Below are 26,539 nucleotides of genomic sequence, written 5' to 3' on the forward strand. Positions count from 1 at the left end.
TTAGATTCACAAGAGTGGAACTGCGTGACTACCTCCGGGTAGCGAGACGGCAGTGGTGGGTGGTCGCACTCACCGTGCTCGCCGCGATGGGGGTCGCCACCGCGTACACCGGAAGCACGCGGCCTCTTTACGCGTCGACCGTGCAGTTCTTCATCGCGACGGGAAATGTCGAGGGGTCGAGCGCGCTCGAGGGGTCGATGTTCGCGACGAACCGGCTGAAGACGTACGAGGCGGTTCTCACCGGCGAGCGCCTGGCCAAGCTGATCGCGGCCAACGACGACACCGATCTGAGCGCCGCCGAGATCCAGGACCGCGTCTCGGTCGTCACCGACTCGGCCACGGTGCTGATCGACGTCACGGTGGAGGACGCCGTTCCGGAGCGCGCGCAGCTGATCGCGGAGGAATTGACGGTGCAGTTCCCGGCCCTGGTGAGGAAGCTCGAGATGCCCGACACCGGCGTCACCAAGACGCCGGCTGCGATGATCGAGATCATGCTGCCGCCGAAGCTCGGCGACAGCCCGGTGGTGCCCCGCCCGATGCACAACCTCGCGCTGAGCGTGGCCATGGGCCTGTTGCTCGGGACCGCGCTCGGGGTCGCCCGCGAGATCGCCGACACGTCCGTGCGCGCCCCGGACAAGTTGCGCCAGCTGACCGGGGCGCCCGTGCTGGCCTGCATCCCGGTCGACCGCAAGGCGGCGCGGCGGCGCGGCGGGGGCCCGTTCCTGTCCGACCGCGACTCGAAGCGGGCCGAGGCGCTGCGCCAGCTGCGCACCTCGGTGCAGTACGCGAACCCGGACCGGCCGGTGAAGACCCTGGCCGTCACCAGCGCCATGCCCGGCGAGGGCCGCTCGGCCACCGCCTGCGGGCTGGCCATCCTGTTCGCCGAGGCCGGCCAGCAGGTGCTGATCGTCGACGCCGAACTGCGCCGGCCGCGGCTGGCCGCCTTCCTGGGCCGTGAGGGCTCGGCCGGGCTGACCACCGTGCTGGTCGGCGCGGCCTCGCTCGACCAGGTGCTCCAGCCGTGGGGCGCCGGACTGTGGCTGTTGTCCAGCGGCCATCCGCCGCCCAACCCGAGCGAGCTGCTCGGCTCGCAGCGCATGGGTGACCTCCTGGACGAGCTGCGCGGCCGCTTCGACCTGGTCATCCTCGACTCGCCGCCGCTGCTGCCGGTGGCCGACGGCGCGGTGGTCGCGGCCCGGGCCGACGGCGCGCTCCTTCTCGTGCGCTCCCGCAGGACCACGACCGCACAGGTCACCGGCGCCGTGCGCGCGCTCAAGCAGGTCGACGCCCGGCTGCTCGGCTGCGTCTTCACCATGGTCAAGTCCCGGCAGGCCTGCTATGTCTGACCGAACCGCGCCCGGCAGCTTCCAGACCGACGCCGAGAAGCAGGTGCCGGGCAGGATCGCCGAGGTCTTCGCGAGCAGCCCGGACGACCTGCCGACCAGGCTCGCCACCATGGCCCGGTACGCCCGCCGGGCGCAGGTGACACGCTTCGCGGCGCTGTACGAGCTGTTCAAGCTGACCCTGCCGGTCAAGGGCTCGATCGTCGAGTGCGGCGTCTTCCGCGGGGCCAGCTTCATGACGTTCGCCCAGCTCAGCGCCGCCCTGGAGCCGACCAACCTGACCCGGCGGCTGTACGGCTTCGACTCGTTCGGCGGCTTCCCGTCGGTCACGGCCGACGACAGCCCTTCTCGGACGGGCGCACGGGCGGGCGATCTGGCCGCCGACAGCTACGACGAGCTGACCCGGCTGCTGGAGATCTACGACACCGACCGCTTCCTCGGGCACCTGCCCAAGGCACGGCTGATCCGCGGCGACGTCACCGAGACGATTCCGGCCTTCGTGGCCGAGAACCAGCATCTGGTCGTGAGCCTGCTTTTCCTCGACCTCGACCTGTACGAGCCCACGCGCACCGCCCTGAAGCACTTCCTGCCCCGGATGCCCAAGGGCGCCGTCCTCGCCTTCGACGAGCTGGACAACCCGCTCTGGCCCGGCGAGACCAAGGCCGCCCTGGACGAGGTGGGCCTCAACCGGCTGGAGCTGCGGCGGTTCGACTTCGACCCGTACATCGGATACGCGGTCCTATGACGAGCGCCGACCTCGCCCGCGCCGTCCGCCAGCACGTGCTGCGGATGACCAACTCGGGCCGCAGCTCGCACGTCGGCTCGGCGCTGTCCTGCGCCGACCTGCTGGCCGTGCTCTACGCCGAGGTCCTCGACATCGAGCCGGCCCATCCGGACCGGCCCGACCGCGACCGCTTCATCATGAGCAAGGGCCACGCCGGGGCCGCCCTCTACGCCGTGCTGGCCGAGAGCGGCTTCTTCGACACGCGGCTGCTGGCCCAGCACTACCGCAACGGCTCGTTCCTGTCCGGGCACGTCAGCCACGTCGGCATCCCCGGCGTCGAGTTCTCCACCGGCTCGCTCGGTCACGGCCTGCCGGTCGGCGCCGGCCTCGCCTGGCAGGCCCGGCGGACCGGCAAGACCTGGATGACGTACGTCCTGCTGGGCGACGGCGAGTGCGACGAGGGCAGCGTCTGGGAGTCGGCCATGTTCGCCGCCCACCACCGCCTCACCAACCTGGTCGCCCTCGTCGACTGGAACGGCCTGCAGTCGATGGCCACCACCGAGGAAACCCTGGCCCTGGAGCCGTTCGCCGACAAGTGGCGCTCGTTCGGCTGGGAGGTCGGCGAGATCGACGGCCACGACCACGACCAGATCCGCGAGGCCGTCCGGCCCGGCGGCGAGCGGCCCAAGGTGGTGCTGGCCCGCACGGTCAAGGGCAAGGGCGTCTCCTTCATGGAGAACCAGGTGCTCTGGCACTACCGGCCGCCGGACGACCTGGAGCTGGCCGGCGCGATGAGCGAGGTGGCGCCGTGAGGAGCCGCTTCTTCGACGACCTGCTGGCCGCGGCCGAGGCCGACCCGAACGTCGTCTTCGTCACCGGCGACATCGGGTTCGGCGTGGTCGACGAGTTCCAGCGCACCTGCCCGGGCCAGTTCGTCAACGCCGGCGTGGCCGAGCAGAACATGACCGGCCTGGCCGCCGGCATCGCGCTGGCCGGGGCGCGCGTGTTCACGTACTCCATCGCGAATTTCCCGACCCTGAGATGCCTGGAGCAGATCCGCAACGACGTGGCCTACCACCACGCCGACGTGACCGTGGTGGCCGTCGGCGGCGGGCTGTCGTATGGGGCGCTCGGCATGTCGCACCACGCCACCGAGGATCTCGCCATCATGCGGGCGATACCGGGGCTGGCCGTGGCCGCGCCGGGCGACGCGGCCGAGACCAGCGCCGTGATGGCCGACCTGGTGGCCAACGGCGGACCGGCGTACCTGCGGCTGGGCAAGGCGGGCGAGCCGATGGTGCACCGTACGCCGATCCAGCTCTGCCGCGGCGAGTCGATAGCGCTGCGCACCGGCGGCGACATCGCCCTGTTCAGCACGGGCGCCATCCTGGAGTCGGCGTTGCGGGCGGCCGACCTGCTGGCCCAGGCGGGCGTACGGGCCGACGTGCGCTCGTTCCCGTGGCTGGACCCGCTGGACCTGGTGGCGATCCACGACGCCGCCCACCGCTACCCGACCATCGTCACCGTCGAGGAGCACTCGGTCATCGGCGGGCTGGGCAGCGCCGTGGCCGAGATCCTGGCCGAGATGCCGCACTCGGCCTCGCTGATCCGGGTGGCGCTGCCGCCCCGCTTCTCCTCCCTCGTCGGCGACCAGGAATATCTGCGCGGGGCGCACGGCCTCGACCCCGCCTCGATCACCCACCGGGTGCTGGAACAGATGGAGGTCAACCGTGGACTGGCGAGTCAGGTTCGTTGACTATCCCGAGCAGTGGCGCCGTCAGCGCGACGGCCTGCTGCCGGTCATCGAGGACACCATCGCACGCGGTGACCTCATGCTGCGGCAGCAGCTGGCCGACTTCGAGCGGCATCTGGCGTCGTTCAACGGTTCGGCCCGCGCGGTCGGGGTGAGCAACTGCACCGACGGGCTGCGGCTGCTGGCCCACGCCCTCGACATCGGGCCGGGCGACGAGATCGTCACCGTGGCGCACACGTTCGTGGCCACGATGTCGCCGTTCGTGCTGCGCGGGGCGAAACCGGTGCTGGTCGACATCGGCGAGGACCATCTGATGGACACGTCTCTGCTGGCCGGCGCGGTCACGTCGCGAACAAAAGTGATCATCCCGGTGCACCTCAACGGCCGCACGGTCGACATGGCCGCCGTGCAGAAGGCGGCCGACGAGGTCGGTGCGGTGGTGATCGAGGACGCGGCACAGGCGCTCGGCGCGCGGTTCGACGGGCGCACGTCGGGCACCTTCGGCTGGGCCAGCACGTATTCGTTCTATCCGGCCAAGATGCTGGGGGCGCTGGGCGACGCGGGCGCGGTGCTGACCGACGACGAGGCCCTGGCCGACCGGCTGCTGGCGCTGCGTGATCACGGGCGGGTGGAGAAGGCGTCGCTCGACGGCTGGGGTTACAACTGCCGCCTCGACAACCTTCAGGCGGCCATTCTGGACTGGCGGCTGGCCCGCCTGCCGAGCTGGATCGAACGGCGGCGGGACATCGCGCGGCTCTACACAGCGGGTTTGAAGGACGTGCCGGAGATAGGGATTCCGGTCGGGCCGGACGACGACCCGCGCCGCCACGACGTCTACCAGAACTACCCGATCACCTGCGCCGACCGCGACCGGCTGGCCGGGCACCTGCGCGACGACGGGATCGAGACGCTGATCTCGTGGCCGATCCCGCTGCACAAGCAGAAGGGGCTCGGGCTGGAGCACTGGTCACTCCCCCGCACCGAGAAACTCTGCAACGAGGTGCTCTCCCTGCCCATGCAGGTCGAGCTCACCGATGATCAGGTCGAATACGTCGCCACCAGCGTGCGAAAGTTCTTCGGCCGATGAGCGCGCCCCTGGTCAGCGTCGTCGTCCCGTGCTGGAACGAGCGGGACTTCATCGAGAGGTTCCTCTCCTCGGTCGCCGAGTTCGACTATCCTTCCGACCGCCTCGAGGTGCTCGTCGTCGACGGCATGAGCGATGACGGAACCCGCGATGTCCTGAAAAATGCCGACAATGTGACCCTGGTCAACAATCCGGGGCGCAGCAAACCGGTGGCGCTCAACTTGGGCATCAGACAGGCGCGCGGCGACATCATCGTCCGCCTCGACGTCCACGCCGACTACCCGCCCGACTATCTGTCCAAGTGTGTCCAGGGGCTGGTGGACAATCCGGACGCCGACAACGTGGGCGGCGTCCGGCGCTCGGAGGCCCGCGATGACAGCCTGATCGGCCGGGCCATCGCCCTGTCCACGACCGACGCGTTCGGCGCCGGCAACACGAAATACCGCATCGGCGCCGCCGGGCCGCAATGGGTCGACACCGTCTTCGGCGGCTGCTACCGCCGCGAGGTCTTCGACCACATCGGCTACTTCGACGAGGCCCTCACCCGGGCCCAGGACCGCGAGTTCAACCAGCGCCTGCGCGCCTCCGGCGGCAAGATCCTGCTGCTGCCCGACATCACCTGCACCTACTACGCCCGTAGCGACTACCGCGAGTTCTGCTCCTGGATGTTCGAGGGCGGCTACTGGCCGTTCCGCGCCAGCCGCGCCGTGGGCCGCTGGATCGGCGCCTGGCGCAACGTGGTCCCGCTCGGTTTCGTGCTCGCCGCCTCCGGCGGCCTCGCCCTCTCCCCCGTCTCCCGCACGGCCCGGCGTCTCACTCTCGGTTTATTGAGTACGTACGGAGCAGCCGCCCTCTACTCGGCGGCTCGCGTGGCCCGCCGGCACCGGGACCCGCGCCTGCTCGTCGTCATGCCGATCGTCTTCGCCACCACCCACGTCGTCTACGGCGCGGGATCCGTGTGGGGCATCCTCGACCCGGCCGGCCGCCGATGAGCGATTTCCTCTACTACCGCGGGCGGGTGGCGCTGCACGCGATCCTGCGCGGCCTCGGCGTCTCACCCGGCGACGAGGTGATCGTGCAGGCCTACACCTGCGCCGCCGTCATCGAGCCACTGCAGAGGCTTCAAGCGGTTCCGGTGTACGTCGACATCGACCGCACGACGTACACCATGAACCTCGATCTCCTCGCCGCCGCCATCACCGGGAAGACCCGGGCCGTCGTCGTCCAGCACACCTTCGGCACCCCGGTCGACCTGCGCCGGGTGCTGGAGATCGCCGGGGACCTGCCGGTCGTCGAGGACTGCGCGCACATCACCGAACCGGCCGAGCGCGGACCGGTCGGCGCGACCGGGGTGGCCGCCTTCTACTCGTACGAGTGGGGCAAGCCGATCGTCGCCGGGGTCGGCGGCAAGGCGGTCGTGAACGACGAGCGGCTGGCCGCGACGATGCGCGAGCAGTACGCCGCGTACACCCCGCCGCCGTCACGCCGCGAGGCGGTGATGACCGCCCAGTTCGTGGCGCACCGGATGGCGACCGGACTCGGCGTGACCTGGAGGCTGCGCGCCCTGTACCGGCGGTTGTCGAAACTCGGCCTGGTCGTCGGCTCCTACGCGGCCGACGTGGCGGCCAGTCCCGAGTACGGCTGGCGGATGACCCGTTCGGTGCGGCGGCGCCTGCCCCGGCGTACGGCCGAAGCGCGCAAGGCGATCACCCACCGCACCACCGTCGCCGCCCGCTACCGGGCCGGCGTCACCCGGCTCGGCTTCGACGTGCCGTCGCCCCTGATGCCGCCGCTGCGGGTGCCGGTGGCCGTGGCCGACAAGCGCGCCCTGCTCGACGCGGCGGCCCGCAAACGCCTGGAGGTGGGCGACTGGTTCGCCACGCCGGTCCACCCGCTGACCGGCGAGGCCCTGGAGGCGGCCGGATACCGGCCCGGCTCCTGCCCGAACGCCGAGTGGGCGGCCGAGCACGTGGTCAGCTTCCCCGTGCGCGCCGGCGTCGACCCGCACGACGTGGAGTGCGGCATCGACCTGCTCGGCGCGACCGCCGGCACACCCAGTTCCGAGGAGGGGCTGCGCATCCTGGCCGGGCCGTTCAGCGACGCGCAGATACGCGCCGTGGCCGAGATGCACGCCACGGAGGTGGCACACGGCTTCCTGTCGTCACTGGGCGTTCCGGCGCTCGAGGTGCTCTACCGTCACGTCGCCGCCAGCCGCCATTGCGCCCTGTTCCTCGCCGTCGACGGCGGCCGCCCGGTCGGCTACATCTGCGGCAGCCTCGACACCTCGGCCCTGGTCCGCGAGTTCGTGCGCCGGCGCTGGTGGGTCGCCGCGCCCGCGCTGCTGCCCCGGCTGCTCAGCCCCGGCCGGGTCTTCCGCGCCATCGAGACCCTGCGCTACGCCCAGGCCGACGGCGACCTCCCCCGGGCCGAGGTGATCAACTTCGTGGTCCGCCCGCCCGCGCGCGGCGCCGGGCCGGCCACGCAGCTGTTCGACCGCCTCATGGACTGGTTCTCCGAGCGCGGCGAGACGGCCGTCAAGATGGTCACCGGCGAACAGCAGCAGCGCGCGCACGGCTTCTACCGCAAGGTCGGCGCCGAGCTGCACGGCCACACCTCGATCCACAGCGGCACGGCCTCGCGCGTCTACCTGTACCGCACCGCCCTCCGGGAACAAAACCCGCAAACCACACCTTAGGGGAATGCCTCGCCGATACTCTGACGTCGAGGGGGAGGCATGGAGCTGGCCAAACGCGTCATCGACATCGCCGGGGCGGCCGGGATCCTGCTGGCCACCGCGCCGGTGACCGCCTACGCCGCCTGGCGCATCAAGCGCGAGGACGGCGGCCCGCTGCTCTATCGCGGCGAGCGGATCGGCCGGCACGGCAAGCCGTTCGCCATGCTCAAGTTCCGCAGCATGGTCCTGGACGCCGAACGCCTGGGCGGCCCGTCGACGGCCGACGACGACCCCCGCCTGACCGCGACCGGCCGGATGCTGCGCCGCTACAAGCTCGACGAGCTGCCCCAGTTCCTGAACGTGCTCAAGGGCGAGATGAGCCTGGTCGGCCCGCGCCCCCAGGTCGCCTCGGACGTGCGCCGCTACACCGACCGTGAGCGCCTGCTGCTCAGCGTCCGGCCCGGCATCACCGACTGGGCGTCGATCGTCTTCCGCGACGAAGGCGCCATCCTGGCCGGCAAGCCGGACCCCGACGCGGCGTACGACGAACTGATCCGCCCCCGCAAGATCGCCCTGGGCCTGGCCTACGTCGAGAACCACTCGTTGCGTACGGACCTCAAGATCCTGGTCCTCACCGCCCTGGCCGTCGCCGGCGTCTCCCGGGTCGACGAGATGATCCCCGCGGTTGACCTCCCGGGCCTTCCGGTTGCCTGAGGCGCTGCGCTCCCTGTTCCGCAGCGTCCCCGCCGTGGTCCGGCGGGACTACGTCTCGTCCACCGCCATCCACTGGCTGACCCTGGCCTCGGGCCTGCTGCTGTTCCACCTGGTGGCCCGGAGAGCCGGCCCCGCCGGCTTCGCCTACTACCAGGTGGCCCGCGGCGTGGTGGCCACCCTGCAACCGTTCGCCCTGCTCGGTCTGGTGCCGGCCCTGCACCGCTACCTGCCCCGGGCCGGCGAGGGCGCCCGCATGCTGGCGAGGCAGTCGTTCCTGACCCAGCTGATCCTGATGGACCTGATCGGCCTGCTGGGCCTGGTGGTGGCCGACGACCTGGGCCGCCTGCTGGGCATCCCCGGCGGCGCGACATCGGTCCGCGCGGTCATCATCCTGCTGGCCGGCAACTGCCTGTGCGTGATCGCGGTGGCCGCCCTGCGCGGTTGCGGCCAGATCACCGCGGCCAACCTGTCCTGGCTGCTGGGCCTGGGCATCCTCCCGGTGGTGGCGTTCGCCCTGACCGACCGCATGGAACTCTTCCTGGCCCTCCAGGGCATCGCAATGATCATCATCGCGGTGGCCGCCATAGCGGTGGCGGGCACGTCACCGGCTCACGAGACCCGCCCGCCGACGTTCCGCACAGTAGTCACTTTCGGCCTGCGCCGGGCCCCCGGCGACATAGCCTTGCCGGCCCTGTTCTCGTTCCCGACGTTCTACGCCGCCGCGGCCGCCGCCCCCGGCGATCCCGACGCGGGTTACGTGGGCTTCGTGACCTCGGCCATCACGCTGATCTGCGCCCTGTTCGGCATGCTGACCCCGGTGCTGCTCCCCCGCTTGAGCGGCGCCTTCCACACGACAGGGGTGGGAGCCGAGCTGGGCCGGGGCCTGAAGACCTTGCCGGTGGTGGCGGCGGCCTTGACCATCCCGGTGACCGGCCTGCTGTTCCTGGCCGCCCCCACCATCGTCCACAACTTCCTGGGCCTGGACTTCACCGAGGCCATCCACGCTCTGCGCCTGGGCCTGCCCGCGGCCATCCCGTTCGCGGTCTTCTACGCGGCCCGTCCCACCTTGGACGCCCTGGCCGACTCCCCGGTCGTGAGCCGCCTCCTGCTGGGTTGCCTGGCCCTGCAGATCGTGGCCACGCTGGCCCTGGGTTCACTGCTCCCGCCATCGACCGCGGCCTTGGGCGGCCTCTCCATCGGCGCAATGGCCCTCGGGGTGCTGTCCTACATTGCCCTCCTGCACACCATCCCGACCCCGAGAATCCACGGCTGATCCGCTCGTAGGTGGCCACCCGCTTCCTTCTCGATCCGGCGATGCCTCTAGGCCGAGTGGGCAGGCGCTCCCGACCGCTCCTCATCGCGCTCCCGCCGAACCACGATGCCGGCCAGATGAAGGGCCGCCGCCGCGTGCGGCACGATCCGCGAGGTGTCGACCTTCGCCGGCTCGACGGGCTGGAAGTCCTTGTCGAAGGCAAGCTTCATCGAGTCAGACTCCTGGCCGGGCTCGTACTCCCAGTTGAGCTGGAACCTGTGGTCGGTCGACTTGGACCGCTCGATCTCCTGCTCGAACCAATCGCCTCGCTTGACGAGCACTGCTACGCAGATCTCGGGGCGGAGTGTGAACAGAGGAATCGAGATTCCGGAGTACAGTATGCGAACGTCACCTCGGCGTTTAGCCGCGAGCAGTTCCCGGATGGGCGGCAATGCTTCCGGGTCCGTCGCCAGCCGGCCGTCACCCTGTTCCAGGTCCTGATAGGCGAAGAGCTCCTCGCCATACTCCCGGAGAATCGACGTCAGTACCGAATATTCGGAGGGCACGTCTCGCCGTTCACCGTTCATCGGCGCAAATATCCCGGCCGGAGCGACGTGGAAGAAATCGGGATGGGTTTCCACCTCGGCCGAACGGCGGGCCACGAACGCGTAATAGCCGTTGTCATTGGGTACGACGATGGTCGCCGAAATCGAAAGCGCCGCCGCACGACGTCGCCCATCGAGTAGCACCTGGTCTCCGCGCGCTACTTCATGAAGGAACTTTCGGCGGGGCAGTTTGCTCAGCTCTACCTCGCGCTCCGGATCCATGTCCAGAGCATCGACCAGCTCACGCTCGCAGACTTCAGACGTATCCAGCGACTGGAAGTAGGTTCCATGCTTGGCATAAACCGTCGCCTTTCCGTTCTCGAAAGTGATTCGGTCGAGGGCGAAAGTCGCGCCGTCGAAGCTGCCGGTGGTCTCGGCCTGGGTCTTGCGCTTCTCGTAGGAGCGCCGACCCTCGGGATCGAAGGTCTGCGCGTAGCCGGTCTCGCCGGCATCGGGGGCGTGACCTCCGAGAACGGACTCGAGGTCACCCATTTGGTCCTGGTGTGAGGGGAGCACCCAGATGGGGCGTTCCAGGTTGGCATACCGAAGAAGCGGATAGTGCGGATAAAGCGCACGTAAGGTCTTCGCCCAGCCTGATCCCGCGAACACGCGGCGTTGTCTCTGCCGGTACGCCGCCCTCTCGATCTCACGGTCCGACGGCGACTCCGCCTGGCGTTGCACCGGGACTGGAGACGGGCTTCCGGACCACTGCTTGAGGAAACCAAGAGTTTCCTGGTAAACGAGGTGGTCTCGAGTGCCCGGCTTGGCGATCGACATGTGGTCCTCGTCCACCGGAATCGGAAGGACGCCCGGTAGCCCGGGATCCGCCGAGGCCTCAGGGACCACGAGCACAGGAAGGGCGATCTTCCTCCACTTCCTCTTCTTGCCTTGCAGGTAGATCTTCTGCGTTTCGAAGAACACCCTGTGCTCCACGCCGGACTGGATGGCCCATCCGTTGTAGTCGTCCTCGAGCTCGCGGAGCACATATCCGTCCGCCTGCAGGAATCGGATCGTCTCGCCGACACCAGTTCCGTCGGCGAAGCGCACGGCCAGCGAAGCCATCCCGGAGCCCTTGTGCGGCGTCCCCAGGAAGACCAACCCGGCCAGGTTGGCCGCTATGTGCTCGTATCTGGGCGCACGCAGATGAGCATTGACGATGGACTTCTTCAAGAGAAGACCACCGAGGCTGTGACCGATGCCCACCCAGGGCCGCACACCTACCCCCTTGGCCGCCATCTCGGCTAGGAGATTGTTCGCCCGGTCCAACGGGTTCATTGATTCTTTCCGAATCGGAGCGTCGTACCCGAAGGCCCAGACCCGGGCAGCCAGAAGGTCATCGGCCAGCTTCTCCGGCCAGTAGAACTCCTCCCCCTCCGAATTGGTCCACGTCGTCTTCGGGTCACCGTCCAGTCCGTGCACGAACACGACATCGAGCGTGGGCTCGACCGACTCCTGGTGTTGGGCCGGCACTGGCTTCAGCGTTGACACACGAACTCCCTAGCCTGGTCATGTCCGAATCGTTTTCGCGTTCGTCGGCGCTTTCCGGGCGGTGCGCCCGCTAGTTTGAGGCCGGATCAAGCGGAAAGCAATGGCAGAATTGCTGATTGATTTGATCTTCGAATCGTGGCAGACGTCCCGGCGTCAGTTGGCGCCGAACACAGGGCGACGACCTTCGCATGCTGGTGAAATGCAAATCGATCTTGTGTCTCAAGTGCTCGGGTTCGAGCTTGTCGAGGACTCGCCTTCGCCGACGAATGACGGGCGAGCCAAGCGGTGGAATCTGCTCGGCTAGGGTCCGGGCATGGCGGCTCGGATCGACTTGACCTTTGACATTCGGGACGCTGTGCGGCTGGCCGAGTTCTGGAACTCGCGCTTGGCTATGAGGACGATCTGCCATCGGCGAGCGCTGCCGATGGCCTGGCCGGCGATGACGGTGCGACCCGCGCGCAGGTCGCATCATTTGTAAGAGGTTGCTGTCCGTGAGCGAGGCATTCATACGTATACACTCCGTTTTCTCTCCTCTCCGCGCCTCGTTTCCGTAGGGAAGCTGAGCCAGCGTAGTCAAAAGAGAGCCCGATGGACCTTTTGCCGGAGGTCGAAGTGACTGTCCTTCGCATAACTCCAGTGGTCCGGTCCCACGCCCCTTCGCGCACCGACCTTGACGAGTGAGGGAATGCTCATCGAGGGGGCGGCGATCGCGGCCGCGATCGCCGCGGTGTTCCGGCCCGTTCAGAATGTCATCATCGCCCGTATGGCGCTGCGGGCCGCCGCGCCCGAGGATCGCCCCGCGATCATCGAGGCCCTGGCGAAGACCCGGCAATTCGGGGTGTGGTCGAAGCCTCGATGGCCGCAAGAGCGGTCTCCGGCCCCCGATCCGGTTGAGCCGGCAGCCGCCGAATGACGAAAACTCGCCTAAGCTGCCGCGATGCGGATCGAGTTGGTGGCCCTTGTCGTCGACGACTACGACACAGCGATCGAGTTCTTCGTCGGGGTGCTCGGATTCGAGCTGGCCGAGGACTCGCCGTCACTCACCAACGATGGCCGGCCCAAGCGGTGGGTCGTGGTCCGGCCTCCCGGGGCTCAGACCGGGCTGCTGCTCGCGCAGGCGGACGGGCAGCGGCAACGCGGCGTCGTCGGGGAGCAGGTGGCGGGGCGGGTCGGGTTCTTCCTGCGGGTCGACGACTTCGGTGCGGCCTATGAGCGGATGCGGAAGGCCGGGGTCACCTTCATCGGGGAGCCGCGCGACGAGGCGTACGGGCGGGTTGTGGTCTTCGAGGATGTCGCCGGGAATCGGTGGGATCTGCTCGGCCAGTGAGGCTAGTAAGGCTAGTAAGGTCGGCGGGCATGGCGGCTCGGATCGATTTGACCTTTGACACTCGGGACGCTGTGCGGCTGGCCGAGTTCTGGAAACTCGCGCTCGGCTACGAGGACGAGCCGCCGCCGGCGCCCTTCGCGAACCGCGACGAGTGGGTGGCCTCGTTCGGTGAGGACGAGGCTGATAGCGAGGGCGGTGGGGCCTGGCTGCGCGATCCGGACGGAGTGGGGCCGCGGCTCGTGCTGCTCGACGTGCCGGAGCCGAAGGTGGCGAAGAACCGCCTGCACATCGATGTCCGGGCCGGGAACTGGGCCGGTGTCCTGGCCAAGGCCGACGAGCTGGCCCGGGCCGGTGGGAGCGTGTCGGCGGTCTTCGACGGGCATCACGTGGTGATGGCCGATCCGGAGAGCAACGAGTTCTGTATCGCGATCTGACTGACCCGGGGGCCGGGGCGGCCTAGCCTCGAAGGTGATGACCACGGTGCGGCCCAGTGTGGTGCTGGTGGGCGCGGCGTTCGTGGCCACCCTGGCCGGGCACTTCACGCTGGAGCGGATCGGGCTCAGCATCCCGGTGCTCAACGACGTGCGGGTGCTGCTGTTCACCGCCGTCGTGCTCAGCTTTCTCCTGGAGCAGCATCACGCCGGTGAGAAGGGGCGCTGGCACGACCGTGGGGCGTCCCGGGCGCTCTATCCGATCCTGCTCCTGCTCGGCTATCAGATGCTGTCGGCCTCGTGGGCGCCGCGCGGGGCGATCATCAACGATGTCCTCAGCGATCTGGTCTCCATGGGCGTGCTGCTCATCGTCTACGCCAACCTGGCCGTGTGGGACCGGGACCGGGTCATCAAGATTACGTTCGCGCTGCTCTACGTCGCGGGATGGCTCTATTTCCTGTACGCCGCGTCGGGGCGCGGCCACACCGCGAGCGGGCGGTGGGCCGCCTTCGGTGGCGGGCCCAACGTGTTCGTCCGGGTCATGGTGCTGGGCATCTTCGCGGCTGCCTATTTCTACTTCCGCAACAACGGGAAGCTCTACTGGCTGATCGGGGTGCCGCCGTTCCTCGTGGGGGCGCTCGCCTCCGGGTCGCGCGGTGGCCTGGCCGCGCTCGGGATCGCGACCGTGGTGGCGCTGCCGTCGCTGTGGCCGACCATCCGCTCGATCCGGTTCGTCAAGGCCGTCACCGCCCTGGCCGTCCTGCTCGGGATCCTGTGGAGCCTCATCGGGGCGATGGTGACCGACCTGCTCAACAACCGGCTCGTCGCCACCACCCTGCAGAACCGGTACACCTCCGACCGGGACGTGCTCTACGAGAAGGGTGTCGAGGTCTTCACCGAGCGGCCCATCCTGGGCTCGGGCGTGCACGGCTTCTACGCCATCACCAACCTCGGGCCGGGCGAGCGCTACGTGCACAACCTCCCCCTGGCCGTCGCCGCCGAGGGCGGCGCGGTCGGGCTCATCCTTCTGTTGTTCGCTTTCTGGTCCCTGCGTACGGAGTTCGCCCGCCTCCCGGTGCGGCAGCGTTCCCTGGAGAGCCGCGCCGCCGCGTACGCGGGCATCTTCGTGCTGGGTGCCAGCTTCTTCTCCGGCGACTACTACGACACCCGGTTGATGTGGATCATGTGGCTGCTGGCCGCCATCCACCCAGCGAGCGCGATCATCCAGAACGCCGGGTCGACGCCCCTCCGGGTTGACCATCCCTCGGCGCCATGACCCAGTGGCCGCCGGACCACTCGACGTTGTCGCGCCAGGTCGCGTGGCCGCGCGGGCCGTCGACCTCCATCGTCAGCGCCCACACCCGGGGGCTCAGGCCCTCCCAGGACGCGGCGGACAGCCGCCACCCGGCGCCGCCGTCGGCCGCGATCCGGGCTGCCGCGTCGCGGGGCTGCGACGGGTTGGCCAGATGGTCGCGCAGCCCGGGCTCGTCCGAGGCGCCGAGCAGGGTCACATATTTCTCGGCGTACGCCTGAAGGGTCTGCGGGTCCGGCTCTTTCCCGCCGCCTCCGCAGGCGGCGAGAAAGAGCACGAACAAAACTGTCAGGGCAATTCTCACGTGCGTCCCGCGTAATAGAGCGCGTTTCCCCAGTCGCGCAGGACGAGCGTCATGGAACGGCGGTAACGGTTGGTCGTGTGGTAGGTCAGATACGGCGTACCGCTGCTGCTGCGGTACGAGCACATCATCGTGTGGTCCTTGGAGTTGTTGCGGTTGCCGTCGACCTGCAGGACGTCGCCGCGGCCCATCTGCCAGACGTTGGACAGGCTGCGGACCCGGCGGCTGTACCGGTAGGCGAAGCTCGCCCAGTAGTTGACGTTGATCCACGACCAGGTCTCGTTGAGCCGGTTGTACCACCAGTTCTCCGAGCTGCGGTACCAGCCGAGGTCGTGGGCCCAGCCGCCGGCGCGCAGGGCCTGGCTGGCGAAGTTCGTGCAGTCGCCGCCGACGTTGTTGTACGAGCGGTATGCCCGGTTGTAGTTCTTCCAGTAGCGCTCGAGATACGTCGCCATCGCGCCGTAGTTGTACGCCCGCAGGCCGAGCTCGTCCTTCTCGTCCCGCGACTCCGGTCCCCGCTCGACCGAGGCCGCCTCGTCGTTCGCCGAAGGGGCCTTGACCTGCGCCGGGCCCTCCGGCGGCTCGCCGATCATGTCGGCCGTGATCGCGGTGTCGAGGTAGACCAGCGACGACGCCTGGTGCAGCGGAAGCAGGCCGGTCGGCTCGAGCTGCCGGTCCTCGGCGAGCTCCCACAGGCCCCGCGGCGAGCGCTGGAAGACGAACGAGTGCTGGGCCGTGTACGCGGTGGTCGGCGGCTCGTCGCCGTTGATCTTCTCGTACGCCAGCGAGGTCACCTCGTCGGCGTCGAGTGTGATGATGTCGCCCTCGCGCACCACCCGGTCGACGGTCAGCGAGGTCTCGCCACCGCTGTAGCCCTCGCCCTCGCCGCGCAGCCAGTCGCGGTGCGCGAGCACGTCGGCCGCGAGACGCTCCTCGGTCGCGGCCTGGCGCTCGTGCACGCCCACCTGGCCGTCGGCGAGCGGCCCGGGCCGGGCCGACGGCTTCGACGTGCCGACGATGCCGGCGACCCGCCGCTCCAGCGACTGCTGGGCGGCGGCGGTCAGCAGGTCGGTGGTGGCCGAGTCGACCACTCTCGATTCGCTTGATCGTTCCATGGCATTCCCCCGTATGCGAAAGATTGGCCGGAAGAGCCCATGGTGTTAATCGCCGAATATCACTTCAAGTCTCAGCCGAAAATTGGCATATGCAATGACGATGTTCGAATTGACCTTGTCATTGCCCCTGACAAGGCGTGTAACAACACCGAAACGGAGGGTTTCTCAGGTTCGTGCGGGATGGTGGGATGAGACCGCCGCCACACCAGAAGGGACCGATCCCCATGCTCAACCTCTCGATCCTTCTCGAGGACAGCGCCCGCACCTTTCCCGATCGGGCCGCGGTCGTGCTGGGCGAGCGGCGCCTGACGTACGCCCAGGTCAACGCGGCCGCCAACCAGGTCGCGAACCTGCTCGTGAGCCGCGGCGTCCGGCCCGGTGACAAGGTCGCCCTCTCCTGCCCCAACCTGCCGTACTTCCCGGTCGTCTACTACGGCATCCTCAAGGCGGGCGCGGTGGTGGTGCCGCTCAACGTGCTCCTGAAGGGCCGCGAGATCGCGTACCACCTCAAGGACGCCGAGGCCAAGGCCTACCTGTGCTTCGAGGGCACGCCCGAGCTGCCGATGGGCGCGGCCGGCTTCGAGGGCTTCGGGCAGGCCGAGGGCTGCGAGACGTTCTTCCTGATCACGGCCGACCCGGCCGCGCCGTCCCCGATCGAGGGCGCCGAGACGCTGGGCGCGCATCTCAAGGACCAGGCCCCGGCGTTCGAGACCGTGCAGCTGCCCGAGACCGACCCGGCCGTCATCCTCTACACCAGCGGCACGACCGGGCAGGCCAAGGGCGCCGAGCTGTCACACTCCAACCTGCTGCTCAACGCGCTGACCTGCAACCGGCTGTTCGGCAGCCCGGTCGGCACCGACACCCACCTGCTGGTGCTGCCGCTTTTCCACTCGTTCGGCTCCAGCGTCAACATGAACGCCGGCTTCGCCACCGCCTCCACGCTCGTGCTGCTCCCCCGCTTCGACGCGGCGGCCGCGGTCAAGCTGCTGGAGACCGAGAACGTCACCTTCTTCGCCGGCGTACCGACGATGTACTGGGGCCTGCTCAACGCTCTCACCGACGACGTCGACGTCGCGCGCATCGCCGGCAACATGCGGGTCGCGGTCTCCGGCGGCTCCAGCCTGCCCGTCGAGATCATCAAAGAGGTCAAGGAACGGCTCGGGGTCACCATTCTCGAGGGGTACGGCCTGAGCGAGACCTCGCCCGTGGCCACGTTCAGCGATCCGCACAGCGACCCGCGCCCGGGCTCGATCGGCATCCCGATCTGGGGCGTCGAGGTGAAGCTCATCGACCCGGAGTGGAACACGATCGAGGGCGCCGACGAGATCGGCGAGATCGCCATCCGCGGCCACAACATCATGCGCGGCTACTACAACCGTCCCGAGGCGACGGCCGAGGTCGTGCGCGACGGCTGGTTCCGCAGCGGCGACCTCGGCCGGCGCGACAAGGACGGCTTCTACTACATCGTCGACCGGGCCAAAGACATGATCATCCGCGGCGGCTTCAACGTGTACCCGCGCGAGATCGAGGAAGTCCTGATCACCCACGAGGCGGTGTCGCTGGCCGCGGTCATCGGCGTGCCCCACCCCAGCCACGGCGAGGAGATCAAGGCGTTCGTGATCCTCAAGCCGGGCGCCACCGTCACCGGGGACGAGCTGATCGCCTGGGGCAAGGAGCAGATGGCGGCGTACAAATACCCGCGCGTGGTGAGCATCGTCGAGGCGCTGCCGATGACCGCCACCGGCAAGCTGCTCAAACGCGAACTGCACTAGAACGCGGGGTTGCGCTCATGCACCACAGTGGGGGCGCACAACAGCATCCGGGACGGGGGAAAGCAGCTTGAGCACAGCGTTGGTCACCCGACCCGAGCCGGCGGGCCTGTTCACACGCGTCGGAGGGCTGCGGCACACGTCGCCCGGCCGGCTCAAGCTGCTGCTCGCCACGCTGCTCACGCTCGGCCTGCTGGCCGGGCTGGTGGCGGCGGTGGCCGGGCAGTCGGCCCGGGCCGGCACCCACGACCTGGGCGGGCGGGCCCAGCCGCTGCTGGTCGAGGCCGAGACGATCTACTCGGCGCTGGCCGACGCCGACACCACCGCGGCGCAGGCGTTCCTCGCGGGCGGGCTCGAACCGGCCGCGCTGACCGTGCGCTACGACGACGATCTGCAGCGGGCCACGACCGCGCTCACGTCGGCCGCCCGCCGCACGCCCGCCGAGGGCACGGCGGCCGACGCGGTGCGCACCCTCAGCGCCGGCGTCGCCGAATACGCGGCGCTGGTCGCGACCGCGCGGGCGAACAACCGCCAGGGCCTGCCGGTCGGGGCGTCGTACCTGTCCGAGGCCTCGAAACTCAACCGGGAGACCCTGCAACCGCAGGCGCGGGCCCTGTTCCGCACGGCGCAGTCCGAGGTCAACGACGGGTACGGCGCGGCCGCCGCGCTGGGCTGGATGACCCTGCTGCTGCTCCTGCTGGCCGGGCTGCTGATCGCCCTGCTGCTGGTCCAGCGTTACCTGAGCCGCCACACGCACCGCACGTTCAACGTGCCGCTGGTCGCCGCGACGGCGCTGACCGTGGTGCTGGGCGTCGGCGCGCTCGCCCTGGTCGTCAACCAGCAGTCCCACCTCGACCTGGCCGAGGACGAGGGTTCCGGCCCGGTGGCGTCGATCGCCGAGAGCCGCATCCTGGCCCTGCAGGCCCGCGGCGACGAGGCCCTGACGCTCGCCGCGCGAGGCAGCGGCGCGGCGTACGAGAGCGACTTCGACGCCATCACCGAGCGGCTCACCGCGCGGGGCGGCCCGCTGGTCAACGAATACGCCCGGCTCGACCCGGAGCTCGGCACGGTCATGGACCGGGCCGCCGACTCGTTCCGCACGTACGTCAAGGCGCACGACCAGGTGCGGGCGAAAGACGACAACGGCGACTACGACGGCGCGGTCGACCTGGCCATCGGCGCGAAGACCACGCAGACGTTCGAGGGCCTGCGCAGCGATCTCGACTTCGCCCTCGAGGACCGCAAGGCGTTCTTCACCAAGGAGATCGGCGAGGCGTCGGGCGGGCTCGGCCTGCTCACCTTCGCCGGGCCGCTGCTGGCGCTGCTGATCGCCGGCCTGGCCTACGTGGGCCTGCGGGCGCGACTGGAGGAGTACCGCTGATGCGCCGGACCATCGCCGCCGCCACCGCCCTCGTGCTCGCCCTCGGACTGGCCGCGTGCTCGGCCGACTCGTCGTCGCTGTCCGGCGACATGGCCACGCAGCCGCTGGCCGAGGTGCCCGGACCGGCGCCGGCCCAGGGCGCGAGCAAGGCCCCGGCCTGCAACCCGCGGGCCAGCCTGGCCCCGCTCAACCCGATGCCGCAGGCCGGGAAGATGCCCGCCGGCAGCTACATGGAGACGATCCAGAAACGCGGCCGGCTGATCCTCGGCACCAGCCAGGACACGCTGCTGTTCAGCTCGCGCAACCCGTTCACCGGCGAGATCGAGGGCTTCGACGTCGACATGGGCCGGCAGGTGGCCGCCGCCCTCTTCGGCGATCCGAACAAAATTCAGATCAAAGTCATCGGCTATGACCAGCGCGTCTCGTCCGTGGTTTCCGGGGCCGTGGATATCGTCGCGGACACCATGACGGCGAACTGTGAACGCAAGCAGGACGTGAACTTCTCGAGCATCTACTACGAGGCCGGGCAGAAGGTTCTCGTCTCGACCAGCTCAGGGGCCACCAGGATCGAGGACCTCGGCGGCAAGAAGGTCTGCTCGGTGCAGGGTTCCACGTCGTTCGACAACATCGCCAAGGTGAAGGCGAAGACGAAGCCGATCGCGGTGGCCCGCGCGGCGTTCGGCGACTGCCTGGTCGCGTTCCAGCGCAACGAGGTCGACGCGGTCACGACCGACGACACCATCCTGGCCGGGATGGCCGCACAGGACCCGTACGCCAAGGTCGTCGGCCAGAAGTTCACCGAGGAGCCGTACGGTATGGCGATGCCGAAGCAGCATCCCGAGTTCACCCAGTTCGTGAACGGGGTGCTGGCCCGCAACCGCGCGAACGGCACCTGGCAGAAGACGTACGACAAATGGCTCGGGGCCACATTCCCGGTGGCCGCGTCTCGATGACCGCGCCGACCTATGCCGCGGCCGAGGCCGAGCTGCTCCGCCTGGAGACGGCGGTCGCGGCGATCTCCACCAACCTGGTCGACCTCGACGACAACCCGGCCCGCAAGGAGCTCGACAAGACCCGGCTGACCGGGCGCACGGCCACCGCCTGGAACGACGCCTCGGACGCGCTGACCCGGCTGTGGGACGGCTACCGGCTGCTCACCGAGCTGATCGGCCGGGCCCGGGCGATCAGCGGACAGCGCCGGATCAGCGACGCCGAGCGGGCCGAGTTCGCCCACGAGGTGCTCGGCGAGTCGATCACGCTGTCGACCGAGGTCGTGCCGCTCGCCCAGCGTGGCCTGCTCGGCCCCGGTCACGTCACCACGGTGTGCACGCCGGCCGAGCTGCTCTCGGCGATGGAGCGGGCGTTCACCACCGCCGTCGCGGTGGCCACCAAGGCGGGCGAGGTGTGGGACAAGATGCTGCCCGCGGCCGCCGACGCCGCGGCCGCCCTCGACCACGTCCGGCGGCTCGGCGGCGACGCGGTGGCGCTGGCCGAGGCGGACCGGCGGCTCGGCGCCTTCACGGCGACGCTGGCCGGCGATCCGCTGGGCGTCGACGAGCGGGACCTGCAGGACGTACGGGCCCTGATCGACCGCGCCGACGCCGAACGCACCTCGGCCGCCGAGCTGCGGTCGGCCCTCGAGCAGCGCCTGGCCGACGCCCGGCGGCTGCTGGCCGACGTCGCCTCGGCCGCGGCCGCCGCCGAGAAGGCGTACGAGGCGGCGGCCGACCGGTTCCGGCCCCGCGACCTGTTCGTGGTCGGCGGCGGCGACCTGCGCCCCGACCTGGCCGCAATCGAGGCGCTGGCCGCGGCCGGGCACTGGCCGCTGATCAGCCCCCGGCTGGCCGACTGGACCCGGCGGGCCCGTGAGCGCCTGGCCGCCCTGCGCGAGGCGGCCGGCCACAACGCGGGGCTGCTCGCCACCCGCAACGAGCTGCGGGGCCGGCTCGACGCCTATCAGGCCAAGGCCCTGAGCCGCGGGCTCGGCGAGCACCCGTCGCTGGTGCTGCTGCACGACGCGGCCCGCACGGTGCTCTACACGGCGCCGTGCGACCTCACCACGGCCCGGGCCGCCGTGAACGCCTATCAGGACGCGCTCACCGCCACGATCGCGAGGAACGGCCGATGAAGTGCCAGCGGAACTGCCCCGGAACCATCGAGGACGGCTACTGCGACACCTGCGGGATGGCACCGCAGACCACGCCGGCCACCGCGCCGTCCGCCGTCTCCTACAAGCCCACCCCGGTGCCGACCTCCGTGCCGGCGCAGCGCACGGCGACGGCGGCGACCGGGCCCTCCGCCCGGACGGGGGCGCTCTCCACCCGTACCTCCGGAAGCGGGCGGGCCGGCAGCTCCCGCACCGGCTCCCGGCGCCGCTTCGGCGGCGGCCTCGTCGAGGTCGAGCCGATCGTGCAGGCCGATCCGTCGACCGCCGTGATGGCTAAGGCCGAGGTCCCCGAGGACAAGCGGTACTGCGCCAAGTGCGGCCAGCCGGTCGGGCGGGCCCGCGGCGACCGTGACGGGCGCACGGCCGGCTTCTGCCCGCACTGCGGCGAGCAGTTCAACTTCACCCCCAAGCTGGTCAAGGGCGATCTGGTCGCCGGGCAGTACGAGGTGGTGGGACCGCTCGCGCACGGCGGCCTGGGCTGGATCTACCTGGCCGTCGACAAGAACGTCTCGGACCGCTGGGTGGTGCTCAAGGGCCTGCTCAACTCCGGCGACGACGACGCGCTGGCCGCGGCTGTGGCCGAGCGGCGGTTCCTGGCCGAGGTCGAGCACCCGAACATCGTCAAGATCTACAACTTCGTCGAGCACGACGGCGCCGGCTACATCGTCATGGAGTACGTGGGCGGCGAATCGCTCAAGGGCATCCTCAAGGAGCGGCGGCCCGACCCGCTGCCGGTCGACCGGGCCCTGGCGTACATCCTCGAGATCATGCCGGCCTTCGGCTATCTGCACGACCGTGGCCTGATCTTCTGCGACTTCAAGCCGGACAACGTGATCCAGTCGGGCGACCAGATGAGGCTCATCGACCTCGGCGGCGTCGTCCGCTTCGACGACATGGACGCCGCCATCTACGGCACGGTCGGCTATCAGGCGCCCGAGATGGCGACCGCGGGCCCGTCGATCGCCTCGGACCTTTACACCATCGGCCGTACGCTGGCCGTCCTGACCACGGATTTCCGGGGCTACCAGAGCACGTTCAAGGACAGCCTGCCCGATCGCGGCGAGTTCGAGGTCTACCTCCGCCACGAGTCCTACTACCGGCTGCTGCAACGGGCGACGCGCACCGACCCGGCCGAGCGGTTCGTCGACGCGGCCGAGATGACCGAGCAGATGCTCGGCGTGCTGCGCCAGGTGCTGGCGGCCGACGGCACGCCCCGCCCGGCGGCGTCGCGGCTGTTCACCGGCGAGCTGCGCACCGACCTGAAGGCGGACAAACCCCGCTGGCAGGACCTGCCGACCCCGCTGATCGACCTGACCGACCCGTCGGCCGCGTTCCTGGCCTCGGTCACCGTCACCGACCCGGCCGAGGTGCTGGCCCTGCTCAAGGGCGCGCCGGCCCAGACCCTGGAGGTACGTCTGCGGGCGCTGCGGGCCGAGATCGACCTGGGCCTGCGGCACGGGTTCTTCGACGACGCCCGGGCCGCCCGGGACGCGCTGATCCGCAGCGAGGGCGCCGACTGGCGCATCGCCTGGTACGACGGGCTGCTCGCGCTGGCCGTGGAGAACTACGGCTACGCGCGGGATCAGTTCGAGGCGGTCTACGCGGCGCTGCCGGGCGAACTGGCCCCGCAGCTGGCGCTCGGGCTGGCCCTGGAGCTGGCCGGGAACCACCCGGCCGCGGCCGGTTACTACGACGTGGTCAGCCGCACCGACCCGGCCTACACCGCGGCCGCCGCGGGCCTGGCCCGGTGCCGGCTGAGGACCGGCGACCGGGCGGGGGCCGTCGAGGCGTACAACCGGGTGCCCGGCACCTCCGCGGCCTATCGCAGCTCCCAGGTCGGCGCGGTGCTGGCCCTGGTGCAGTCGCACCCGAGCGCGGCCGCCGACGTCGACTCCCTGGCCGCGGCGGCCGCGCTGATCGACCGCCTCGAGGTCGAGGCGGCCCAGCTGGCGGCCCTGCGGGTCGAGCTGCTCGAACAGGCCCTGGAGACGATCAAGGGTGGCGCCAAGCTGCCGGCCGCGGTTCTCGGCGCGGCCCACACGGGCGAGGTCCGCGAACGGGAGGTGCGATTCGCGCTCGAGGCGGGATATCGGGAGATGGCGCGGGCGGCGCACGGCCCCGACAAGATCGCGCTGGTCGACCTGGCCAACGCGGCCCGCCCCCGGACCCGCACATGAACGGCGTACTCTCTGAAAATTTGCACCACTACGACGGCGAGGCACGATGACGATGACCGAGTGCGCCTCGTGCGCCGATGAGCGCGCTGCCGGGGCGGCCTTCTGCGAGAGCTGCGGGCGGTCGCTGTCCGCCGGCCCGGCCTGCCCCCACTGCGGGGCCGCCGGCGCCGTCGGCGAGGACGGGTACTGCGGGCAGTGCGGCATGCTCGCCGTCCGGCCCCGCGACCACCTCGAGGTCGACGGCGGCGAGGTCGCGGCGGCGGCCACCGACCGCGGGCAGCGGCACCACCGCAACGAGGACGCCATGTGGCTGGCCGTGCGGGGCGCCGACGTCGACGTGGTCGTCTGCGACGGCGTCTCCTCCTCCTTCGACCCCGACGTGGCGTCGGCCACCGCGGCCGGCGCGGCCGGTGAGGCGCTCGCCGGCTCGGGCGACGTGGGCGAGGCCATCCTGACCGCGAAGCAGGCGGTGGCCGACCTGGCCGGCGACGGCGACCCGCGGCGGGCCGTGTCCAACCCGGCCTGCACGATCGTCGCCGCCGTGGTGCGGGGGCCCGAGGTGACGTACGGCTGGATCGGCGACAGCCGGGCCTATTGGATCCCCGCCGAGGGGCCGGCCGAGCAGCTCACCGAGGACGACTCGTGGGCGACGCACGTGATCGCCCTGGGTGTCGACCCCGAGGTGGCGATGCGCGATCCCAAGGCGCACGCGATCACCGGCTGGCTCGGCGCCGACGCCGGCTCGGTGCAGCCGCGCGGCTCGTCGTTCACCGTCACCGAGCCCGGTCACCTGGTGCTCTGCAGCGACGGGCTGTGGAACTACCTGACCGACCCGGCCGCGTTCGCCGCCGCCGTCCGGACCGGGTTGCACGAGCACGGCACTCTGATCAATGCCGCCCGGTACCTGACCGACTACGCCAACAACGCCGGCGGCGCCGACAACATCACTGTCGCCCTGGTCCCCGTCCAGCCTGTTCAAGAGGAGTAGGGATGTCGTACACCGCCGAGGCCTTCCAGAACGAGTACCTCGCGCTCGGCGCGGCCGAGGTCAACGCGATCGTCACCGTCACCTCGTCCGGTTCCGAGGGCGGCCGCCGCACGTCCGGCGCCACCGAGATCATCATCGTCGACGCGTCCGGCTCGATGCAGGCCGAGGGCCGCATCGGCGCCGCCCGGCAGGCGGCCAAGGCGGCCGTGGCCTGCATCGACGACGGCGTGCACTTCGCGATCATCGCGGGCGTCGGCACCGCGCAGCAGCTGTTCCCGGCGCCCGGCCAGCTCGCGGTGGCCTCGCCGCAGACCCGGTCCGAGGCGTCCTGGTCGATCGACCGGCTCCAGGCCAGCGGCGGCACGGCCATGGGCGCGTGGCTGCTGCTGGCGGCGCAGCTGTTCGCCCAGCGCCCCGGCGACATCTCGCACGCGATCCTGCTGACCGACGGCGACAACGGCGAGCGCCAGGGCTATCTCGAGAGCGTCCTCGACTCGATCGCCGGCCGCTTCACGGTCGACTCCCGCGGCGTCGGCACGAACTGGAAGGTCTCCGAGCTCCGCAAGATCGCGGACGCGATGCTCGGCACCGTCGACATCGTGGCCCAGCCGGCCGATCTGGCCGCGTCGTTCGAGCAGATGATGACGAACGCCATGGGCAAGACCAGCGCCGACGTACAGCTGAAGGTCTGGACCCCGGTGAACTCGACGGTCCGCTTCGTCAAGCAGGTCGAGCCGCAGGTGGCCGACCTGACCGGAAAGCGGGTCCAGGACGGCCCGCGGGCCGCGCGCTACCCGCTGGGCTCGTGGGGCAAGGAGAGCCGCGACTACCACATCTGCGTCGACGTGGCCCCCGGCAACGCGGGCGACGAGATGCTGGCCGCGCGGGTCTCGGTCGTCGAGGGCGACACGGTGCACGCGCAGTCGCTGGTGCGGGCGGTGTGGACGGACGACACCGCGCTGTCGACGAGGATCAACCGGCAGGTGGCCCACTACACCGGGCAGGCCGAGCTGGCCGACGCGATCCAGGCCGGCATCGAGGCCCGCAAGTCCGGCGACGACCGTACGGCCACCCTGAAGTTCGGCCGGGCCGCGCAGCTGGCCCACGCCAGCGGCAACACGGCCACGGAGGAGCTGCTGGCCACGGTCGTCGAGATAGAGGACGCGGCCACCGGCACGGTCCGGCTGCGCCGCAAGGTGGCGGCGGCCGACGAGATGGCCCTCGACACGCGCTCGACGAAGACCGTGCGGGTGGGTCGCGGCCAGTGACGACGTACGCCTGCCCCAAAGGCCACGCCTCCGAGACCGGCGACTTCTGCGACACCTGCGGAGCCAAGATCGCCTTCGAGGCCGCCCCCGCGCCGTCCGCCACCATCGACCTGGCCTCGGCGCCGGTCCCGCCCGCCGGCGGCACCCCCTGCCCCAACTGCGGCACCCCGCGCGCCGGCACGAGCCGCTTCTGCGAGGACTGCGGTTACGACCATTCGACCGGCCGCGTGCCCGCCCTGACCGAGCCGGCGGCCGAGGCCGCACCGGCACAGGGCTGGACGGCGACGATCGAGGCCGACCGCAAGTACTTCGAAGAGAACGCCATCGACGGCATCGAGTTCCCCGCGACGCCGACGTCACGACTGATCACCCTGCCACCGCCGCAGATCCGCATCGGGCGCAAGAGCTCCTCCAAGGGCACCCACCCCGAGGTGGACCTCTCCGACGACGACCCCGGCGTCTCCCACAGCCACGCCCTGCTGACCCTGAGCGTCGACGGCGTCTGGCTCGTCTCCGACCTGGGCTCCACCAACGGCACGTACATCAACGACGAGCAGACGCCCCTGACCGCCGGTGACTCGCGGGCCCTGAAGGACGGCGACCGCGTCCACGTGGGCGCCTGGACCACCCTGACCCTGCACGCCCCCGCCAGCTGAACCCTGGGTG

The 26,539-nt window shown here is 70.3% G+C and carries 24 protein-coding genes; 21 read left to right on the forward strand and 3 right to left on the reverse strand.

The features are described 5' to 3' along the window. Window positions 1-14 precede the first annotated feature (14 nt). From ACFY36_RS12415 to ACFY36_RS12455, 9 genes are read left to right on the forward strand one after another with little or no spacing between them, the layout of a single operon-like run. Window positions 15-1,346 carry a tyrosine-protein kinase domain-containing protein gene (locus tag ACFY36_RS12415; RefSeq protein ID WP_499746027.1) on the forward strand — a complete coding sequence of 444 codons (1,332 nt, stop codon included), beginning with the start codon at window positions 15-17 and terminating at the stop codon, window positions 1,344-1,346. Beyond that, complete coding sequence (locus tag ACFY36_RS12420) at window positions 1,339-2,088, forward strand: TylF/MycF/NovP-related O-methyltransferase (protein ID WP_499746028.1); 750 nt, start codon at window positions 1,339-1,341, stop codon at window positions 2,086-2,088. Before ACFY36_RS12415 ends, ACFY36_RS12420 begins: the two co-directional genes overlap by 8 nt. Next, on the forward strand, window positions 2,085-2,879 hold the full coding sequence (locus tag ACFY36_RS12425; protein WP_499746029.1) for a transketolase: 795 nt from the start codon (window positions 2,085-2,087) through the stop codon (window positions 2,877-2,879). The genes ACFY36_RS12420 and ACFY36_RS12425 overlap by 4 nt, the downstream gene beginning before the upstream one ends. Further along, a complete protein-coding gene (locus ACFY36_RS12430) occupies window positions 2,876-3,823 on the forward strand; it encodes a transketolase family protein (protein WP_499746030.1) in 948 nt (315 codons plus the stop codon). Before ACFY36_RS12425 ends, ACFY36_RS12430 begins: the two co-directional genes overlap by 4 nt. After that, on the forward strand, window positions 3,798-4,907 hold the full coding sequence (locus tag ACFY36_RS12435; protein ID WP_499746031.1) for a DegT/DnrJ/EryC1/StrS family aminotransferase: 1,110 nt from the start codon (window positions 3,798-3,800) through the stop codon (window positions 4,905-4,907). The genes ACFY36_RS12430 and ACFY36_RS12435 overlap by 26 nt, the downstream gene beginning before the upstream one ends. Beyond that, the gene (locus tag ACFY36_RS12440; protein WP_499746032.1) at window positions 4,904-5,896 is read left to right on the forward strand and encodes a glycosyltransferase family 2 protein; all 993 of its coding nucleotides are present in this window, start codon (window positions 4,904-4,906) and stop codon (window positions 5,894-5,896) included. Before ACFY36_RS12435 ends, ACFY36_RS12440 begins: the two co-directional genes overlap by 4 nt. Continuing rightward, entirely contained in the window at window positions 5,893-7,599 is a 1,707-nt protein-coding gene (locus tag ACFY36_RS12445; protein WP_499746033.1) for a GNAT family N-acetyltransferase, read from the forward strand. The genes ACFY36_RS12440 and ACFY36_RS12445 overlap by 4 nt, the downstream gene beginning before the upstream one ends. A 39-nt stretch (window positions 7,600-7,638) precedes the next feature. Further along, window positions 7,639-8,292 (forward strand): sugar transferase, encoded by a 654-nt coding sequence (locus tag ACFY36_RS12450; RefSeq protein WP_499746034.1) that lies wholly within the window; start codon window positions 7,639-7,641, stop codon window positions 8,290-8,292. Beyond that, a complete protein-coding gene (locus tag ACFY36_RS12455) occupies window positions 8,264-9,565 on the forward strand; it encodes a lipopolysaccharide biosynthesis protein (RefSeq protein ID WP_499746035.1) in 1,302 nt (433 codons plus the stop codon). The genes ACFY36_RS12450 and ACFY36_RS12455 overlap by 29 nt, the downstream gene beginning before the upstream one ends. A 47-nt stretch (window positions 9,566-9,612) precedes the next feature. On the opposite strand, the gene ACFY36_RS12460 is transcribed toward ACFY36_RS12455, so the two are convergent. After that, the gene (locus ACFY36_RS12460; protein WP_499746036.1) at window positions 9,613-11,637 is read right to left on the reverse strand and encodes an esterase/lipase family protein; all 2,025 of its coding nucleotides are present in this window, start codon (window positions 11,635-11,637) and stop codon (window positions 9,613-9,615) included. A gap of 685 nt (window positions 11,638-12,322) precedes the next feature. Here ACFY36_RS12460 and ACFY36_RS12465 point away from each other — a divergent pair. Genes ACFY36_RS12465 through ACFY36_RS12480 form a run of 4 tightly spaced genes read left to right on the forward strand, consistent with a single transcriptional unit; the run spans window position 12,323 to window position 14,671 of the window. Continuing rightward, complete coding sequence (locus tag ACFY36_RS12465) at window positions 12,323-12,550, forward strand: hypothetical protein (RefSeq protein WP_499746037.1); 228 nt, start codon at window positions 12,323-12,325, stop codon at window positions 12,548-12,550. Between the two features lie 24 nt (window positions 12,551-12,574). Then, window positions 12,575-12,964, forward strand: a complete 390-nt coding sequence (locus tag ACFY36_RS12470; protein WP_499746038.1) for a VOC family protein — start codon at window positions 12,575-12,577, stop codon at window positions 12,962-12,964. Window positions 12,965-12,993: 29 nt separating this feature from the next. Further along, window positions 12,994-13,398, forward strand: coding sequence for a VOC family protein (locus tag ACFY36_RS12475; protein WP_499746039.1), 405 nt, complete (start codon window positions 12,994-12,996; stop codon window positions 13,396-13,398). Between the two features lie 37 nt (window positions 13,399-13,435). Continuing rightward, entirely contained in the window at window positions 13,436-14,671 is a 1,236-nt protein-coding gene (locus ACFY36_RS12480; RefSeq protein ID WP_499746040.1) for an O-antigen ligase family protein, read from the forward strand. Here ACFY36_RS12480 and ACFY36_RS12485 read toward each other — a convergent pair. Continuing rightward, window positions 14,616-14,984: a hypothetical protein gene (locus ACFY36_RS12485; protein WP_499746041.1), complete on the reverse strand. Its 369-nt coding sequence runs from the start codon at window positions 14,982-14,984 to the stop codon at window positions 14,616-14,618. The two genes, ACFY36_RS12480 and ACFY36_RS12485, sit on opposite strands and share 56 nt — an antisense overlap. A 23-nt stretch (window positions 14,985-15,007) precedes the next feature. Further along, the gene (locus ACFY36_RS12490) at window positions 15,008-16,123 is read right to left on the reverse strand and encodes an amidase domain-containing protein (protein WP_499746042.1); all 1,116 of its coding nucleotides are present in this window, start codon (window positions 16,121-16,123) and stop codon (window positions 15,008-15,010) included. Window positions 16,124-16,347: 224 nt separating this feature from the next. On the opposite strand from ACFY36_RS12490, the gene ACFY36_RS12495 reads away from it, so the two are divergent. From ACFY36_RS12495 to ACFY36_RS12530, 8 genes are all read left to right on the forward strand, one after another. Beyond that, the gene (locus tag ACFY36_RS12495; protein WP_499746043.1) at window positions 16,348-17,895 is read left to right on the forward strand and encodes a long-chain-fatty-acid--CoA ligase; all 1,548 of its coding nucleotides are present in this window, start codon (window positions 16,348-16,350) and stop codon (window positions 17,893-17,895) included. A 67-nt stretch (window positions 17,896-17,962) separates the two neighbouring features. After that, entirely contained in the window at window positions 17,963-19,273 is a 1,311-nt protein-coding gene (locus ACFY36_RS12500) for a GlnX family signal transduction membrane protein (protein ID WP_499746044.1), read from the forward strand. Then, on the forward strand, window positions 19,273-20,226 hold the full coding sequence (locus ACFY36_RS12505; RefSeq protein WP_499746045.1) for a glutamate ABC transporter substrate-binding protein: 954 nt from the start codon (window positions 19,273-19,275) through the stop codon (window positions 20,224-20,226). Before ACFY36_RS12500 ends, ACFY36_RS12505 begins: the two co-directional genes overlap by 1 nt. Continuing rightward, window positions 20,223-21,401 (forward strand): hypothetical protein, encoded by a 1,179-nt coding sequence (locus tag ACFY36_RS12510; RefSeq protein WP_499746046.1) that lies wholly within the window; start codon window positions 20,223-20,225, stop codon window positions 21,399-21,401. Before ACFY36_RS12505 ends, ACFY36_RS12510 begins: the two co-directional genes overlap by 4 nt. Continuing rightward, entirely contained in the window at window positions 21,398-23,617 is a 2,220-nt protein-coding gene (locus ACFY36_RS12515; RefSeq protein ID WP_499746047.1) for a serine/threonine-protein kinase, read from the forward strand. Before ACFY36_RS12510 ends, ACFY36_RS12515 begins: the two co-directional genes overlap by 4 nt. Before the next feature lie 46 nt (window positions 23,618-23,663). Then, a complete protein-coding gene (locus ACFY36_RS12520) occupies window positions 23,664-24,605 on the forward strand; it encodes a protein phosphatase 2C domain-containing protein (RefSeq protein WP_499746048.1) in 942 nt (313 codons plus the stop codon). Window positions 24,606-24,607: 2 nt separating this feature from the next. Then, window positions 24,608-25,873, forward strand: a complete 1,266-nt coding sequence (locus ACFY36_RS12525; RefSeq protein WP_499746049.1) for a vWA domain-containing protein — start codon at window positions 24,608-24,610, stop codon at window positions 25,871-25,873. Beyond that, window positions 25,870-26,529 carry an FHA domain-containing protein gene (locus ACFY36_RS12530; protein WP_499746050.1) on the forward strand — a complete coding sequence of 220 codons (660 nt, stop codon included), beginning with the start codon at window positions 25,870-25,872 and terminating at the stop codon, window positions 26,527-26,529. Before ACFY36_RS12525 ends, ACFY36_RS12530 begins: the two co-directional genes overlap by 4 nt. Window positions 26,530-26,539: the final 10 nt, after the last annotated feature.

The sequence above is a fragment of the Actinoplanes sp. NPDC000266 genome (genome assembly GCF_042899005.1).
GTDB lineage: Bacteria > Actinomycetota > Actinomycetes > Mycobacteriales > Micromonosporaceae > Actinoplanes.

Coding starts and splice junctions, on each gene's coding strand:
- ACFY36_RS12510 (WP_499746046.1), top strand. CDS start 20,223: ATGACCGCGCCGACCTATGCCGCGGCCGAGGCCGAGCTGCTCCGCCTG.
- ACFY36_RS12465 (WP_499746037.1), top strand. CDS start 12,323: ATGCTCATCGAGGGGGCGGCGATCGCGGCCGCGATCGCCGCGGTGTTC.
- ACFY36_RS12505 (WP_499746045.1), top strand. CDS start 19,273: ATGCGCCGGACCATCGCCGCCGCCACCGCCCTCGTGCTCGCCCTCGGA.
- ACFY36_RS12520 (WP_499746048.1), top strand. CDS start 23,664: ATGACGATGACCGAGTGCGCCTCGTGCGCCGATGAGCGCGCTGCCGGG.
- ACFY36_RS12475 (WP_499746039.1), top strand. CDS start 12,994: ATGGCGGCTCGGATCGATTTGACCTTTGACACTCGGGACGCTGTGCGG.
- ACFY36_RS12470 (WP_499746038.1), top strand. CDS start 12,575: ATGCGGATCGAGTTGGTGGCCCTTGTCGTCGACGACTACGACACAGCG.
- ACFY36_RS12495 (WP_499746043.1), top strand. CDS start 16,348: ATGCTCAACCTCTCGATCCTTCTCGAGGACAGCGCCCGCACCTTTCCC.
- ACFY36_RS12515 (WP_499746047.1), top strand. CDS start 21,398: ATGAAGTGCCAGCGGAACTGCCCCGGAACCATCGAGGACGGCTACTGC.
- ACFY36_RS12445 (WP_499746033.1), top strand. CDS start 5,893: ATGAGCGATTTCCTCTACTACCGCGGGCGGGTGGCGCTGCACGCGATC.
- ACFY36_RS12440 (WP_499746032.1), top strand. CDS start 4,904: ATGAGCGCGCCCCTGGTCAGCGTCGTCGTCCCGTGCTGGAACGAGCGG.
- ACFY36_RS12490 (WP_499746042.1), bottom strand. CDS start 16,123: ATGGAACGATCAAGCGAATCGAGAGTGGTCGACTCGGCCACCACCGAC.
- ACFY36_RS12420 (WP_499746028.1), top strand. CDS start 1,339: ATGTCTGACCGAACCGCGCCCGGCAGCTTCCAGACCGACGCCGAGAAG.
- ACFY36_RS12425 (WP_499746029.1), top strand. CDS start 2,085: ATGACGAGCGCCGACCTCGCCCGCGCCGTCCGCCAGCACGTGCTGCGG.
- ACFY36_RS12450 (WP_499746034.1), top strand. CDS start 7,639: ATGGAGCTGGCCAAACGCGTCATCGACATCGCCGGGGCGGCCGGGATC.
- ACFY36_RS12525 (WP_499746049.1), top strand. CDS start 24,608: ATGTCGTACACCGCCGAGGCCTTCCAGAACGAGTACCTCGCGCTCGGC.
- ACFY36_RS12480 (WP_499746040.1), top strand. CDS start 13,436: ATGACCACGGTGCGGCCCAGTGTGGTGCTGGTGGGCGCGGCGTTCGTG.